The sequence below is a fragment of the Mesorhizobium sp. M7A.F.Ca.CA.002.05.1.1 genome (assembly GCF_003998335.1).
Classification (GTDB): Bacteria; Pseudomonadota; Alphaproteobacteria; order Rhizobiales; family Rhizobiaceae; genus Mesorhizobium.
In genome coordinates this window covers 1-3,126 of the sequence record NZ_RZQI01000719.1, presented here as the reverse complement: position 1 = coordinate 3,126, position 3,126 = coordinate 1, and the positions used below count along the sequence as shown (strand labels likewise).

The 3,126-nt window shown below is 62.2% G+C and carries 2 protein-coding genes and 1 pseudogene; 2 read left to right on the top strand and 1 reads right to left on the bottom strand.

Translation table 11 applies throughout. The annotated features are described in order from the left end of the window. Window positions 1-415: pseudogene (locus EN939_RS27255) on the bottom strand (M3 family oligoendopeptidase); the annotation flags it as partial. Window positions 416-592: 177 nt separating this feature from the next. On the opposite strand from EN939_RS27255, the gene EN939_RS27250 reads away from it, so the two are divergent. After that, complete coding sequence (locus EN939_RS27250) at window positions 593-2,128, top strand: sigma-54-dependent transcriptional regulator (protein WP_127270839.1); 1,536 nt, start codon at window positions 593-595, stop codon at window positions 2,126-2,128. A 403-nt stretch (window positions 2,129-2,531) separates the two neighbouring features. Next, window positions 2,532-3,126 (top strand): DUF882 domain-containing protein (locus tag EN939_RS27245; protein WP_127270837.1); only part of this gene is annotated, 595 nt, incomplete at its 3' end.

Sequence of the window (3,126 nt, the reverse complement as noted above, 5' to 3'; positions counted from 1 at the left end):
ACGCATCGTCGATCAGGTTGAGTTCGAGCGCGAAGAACAGAAGGTGCGCGCTGGCGTCGGTCATCTTCTCCTGGACGTCACCATAGAGCTTGGCGCGCTGGGGATCAGCGGTGTTTCCGGCATAAACCAGACCCGCATAGGAGACGATGCGGCCGATCAGTTCCTCCAGCGCTTCGTAGGCGACGAGCGCCTCGCCCAGCCTGCCGGCGCTGCCGCGCTCGGCCTCGGCGGCCAGCGTGCCCTTCCAGCGGCTTTCGAAGCTGACCGCGTCAGTGGCGGCCTTGGCGATGTCGCGCTTCAGTTCTGGCGCGTCCATGCCGGCATAGAGGTCGGCAAGGTTCCATTCCGGCAGGTCGCCCAGCTCGGCCGCGCCCTGACCGGACGCCGGCGCCGCCAGCCGCCGTGCGGAACCCATGTGCCCAGAATCCTTATGCATTGCCGACACCTTCCGTGGCCAAGGTTCAAGGAGAAACGAGAAGCCGGTCAAATCCTAAGGAATTCATTCACCGGGTTTTTTGAAACCTTATTTAGAACCCTGTGCCAAGATGGTCCACAGGGCAGGATTCCTCGGGCGGGCATAGTCGTATTAGTCATGACAGGTTCCATACTCATAGTCGATGACGATCCGGTGCAACGCCGGCTGCTCGAAGCGGCGGTGACGCGGTTCGGCTACAGCGCAATCGTCGTCGACGGCGGCGCGGCCGCCTTCGATATCCTCGATGGACCCGGCGCCCGCGAGGTGTCGGTGGTCATCCTCGATCTGGTCATGCCCGGTCTCGATGGTATCGGCGTGCTGAAGGCGATGCGCGAGCGCGACATCAACGTGCCGGCCATCGTGCAGACCGCGCAGGGCGGCATCGAGACCGTGGTTTCGGCGATGCGTCATGGCGCCTTCGATTTCGTCGTCAAGCCGGCGTCTCCCGACAGGCTGCAGGCGTCGATCGGCAATGCGCTCAAGGTCGAGGCCGTCGAGGGCGAGGTCAAGCGCACGTCGCGCCGGCGCGGCGGCCTCCTGACCTTCAAGGACATGATTACGCACAGCCCGGCCATGGACAGGGTGATCCGTCTTGGCCAGAAAGCGGCGGCATCCAACATCCCGATCCTGATCGAGGGCGAGTCCGGCGTCGGCAAGGAACTGGTGGCGCGCGCCATCCAGGGCAGTGGCGACCGCCGCTCGAAACCCTTCGTCACCGTCAATTGCGGCGCCATCCCCGACAATCTGGTCGAATCGATCCTGTTCGGCCATGAGAAGGGCTCGTTCACCGGCGCCACCGACAAGCACACGGGCAAGTTCGTCGAAGCGCATTCGGGCACACTGTTCCTCGACGAGATCGGCGACCTGCCGCTCGACGTGCAAGTCAAGCTGTTACGCGCGGTCCAGGACGGCGAGGTCGATCCGGTGGGTGGGCGCTCGACCGTCAGGGTCGACATCAGGCTGATTTCGGCGACGCACCGCAACCTCCTGCAGCAGGTCAAGGACGGCAAGTTCCGCGAGGATCTGTTCTATCGGCTGAACGTCTACCCGATCTTCGTGCCGCCGCTGCGCGACCGCCGCGACGACATCCCCTATCTGGTCACCCATTTCATGGAGAAGGTGGCGCCGGCCGACCCGCACCGTCGCCTGCAGGGTATTTCGGCGGCAGCGCTCGCCGTGCTGCAGGCCTATGACTGGCCTGGAAACATCCGGCAGCTCGAAAATGCCGTCTTCCGGGCCTCGGTGCTTTGCGAAGGCGATGTGCTTTCCGCCGAGGACTTCCCGCAGATACGGGCGCAAGTGGAAGGCACCGTCAACCTGGATATGGACGGCGATGCGCCGGCGCCCTCCCAGTCTTTGCAGGAGCGCGATGACGAAGCCTTGCCCGGCGAGGGCGGCCCAGCAATCGCGTTCGATCCGCCGGCAAGGCTGCAGCCTCGCTTCGGCACGTTGCGGGCGCTCGACGAGCGCGGCAATGTGCGGGCACTGGCCGATGTCGAACTCGAGATGATCAAGCTTGCCATCGATCACTACAACGGACAGATGAGCGAAGTCGCCCGCCGACTCGGGATCGGTCGCTCGACGCTCTATCGCAAGCTCAAGGAACACGGCATCGATCCGGAGACGGGCCGCGTAGACCGGCTCGCCTCCTAAGGGCGATGCCGGGCTGAGCTTCGGAATCCGGCTTGCCACAAGGCCGACGCCAGCTTGCAATGCCACAGCAGGCCTTGTATCGCCGTTTCGGCGGCATTGTGGCTGTGTCATGGACAGCTCTGTTCACGCATTAAAGCTAACGGTAACAGATCGTGTTCGGGCCGAAGGCGGAAATCTGATCTAAACCAGCGGTTTACCAAGAAACCTTGTGAACAATTTTTGACGGGATATCGCCACGGTGTTACCGCATTTCGGCTTCAATAAGCGATGATTAACCATTAGGATCGATATTCGGGTGTGCTAATGCCACATCCGTTTGGACAAATCCGGGGACAAACGGCAGCCTGCAAGGCCTTTTGATTTGAACAGAATCGAACGACACACAAACAGGCGGCACCATCATTTGAGCATCTGGCCGAAGTGGCTGGCAGTGTTGGTTGTCGCTTTTGGTTTTGTTGCCGCGGCTGCGAGCGGAGCCAGCGCCGAAACACGGTCGCTGAAGCTTTATCATCTCCACACCCACGAGAAGGCCGAGATCGTCTACAAGCGCAACGGCCGCTACGTTCCCGAGGGTCTCAGGAAGATCAACATCATTTTGCGCGACTGGCGTCGCAACGAGCCGACCAAGATGGATCCGCGCCTGCTGGATCTGGTCTGGGAAGCGTATCGGGAAGCCGGCGCCACGGACTACATCCAGGTCATCTGCGGCTATCGCTCGCCGTCGACGAACTCGATGCTGCGCGGCCGCAGCAGGGGCGTCGCCGAGAAGAGCCAGCACATGCTCGGCAAGGCGATGGATTTCTATATTCCCGGCGTGCCGCTTAAGAAGCTGCGCAACATCGGTCTCAAGATGCAGGGCGGCGGCGTCGGCTACTATCCGTCATCCGGTTCGCCGTTCGTCCACATGGATATCGGCAATGTGCGCCATTGGCCCGGTATCAGCCGGCAGGAACTGGTCAGCCTGTTCCCCAATGGCAAGACGCTGCATGTGCCGAGCG

Bases quoted from the DNA above. Each gene is read 5' to 3' on its own strand.
- EN939_RS27250 (WP_127270839.1), top strand. From the start codon at position 593: ATGACAGGTTCCATACTCATAGTCGATGACGATCCGGTGCAACGCCGG.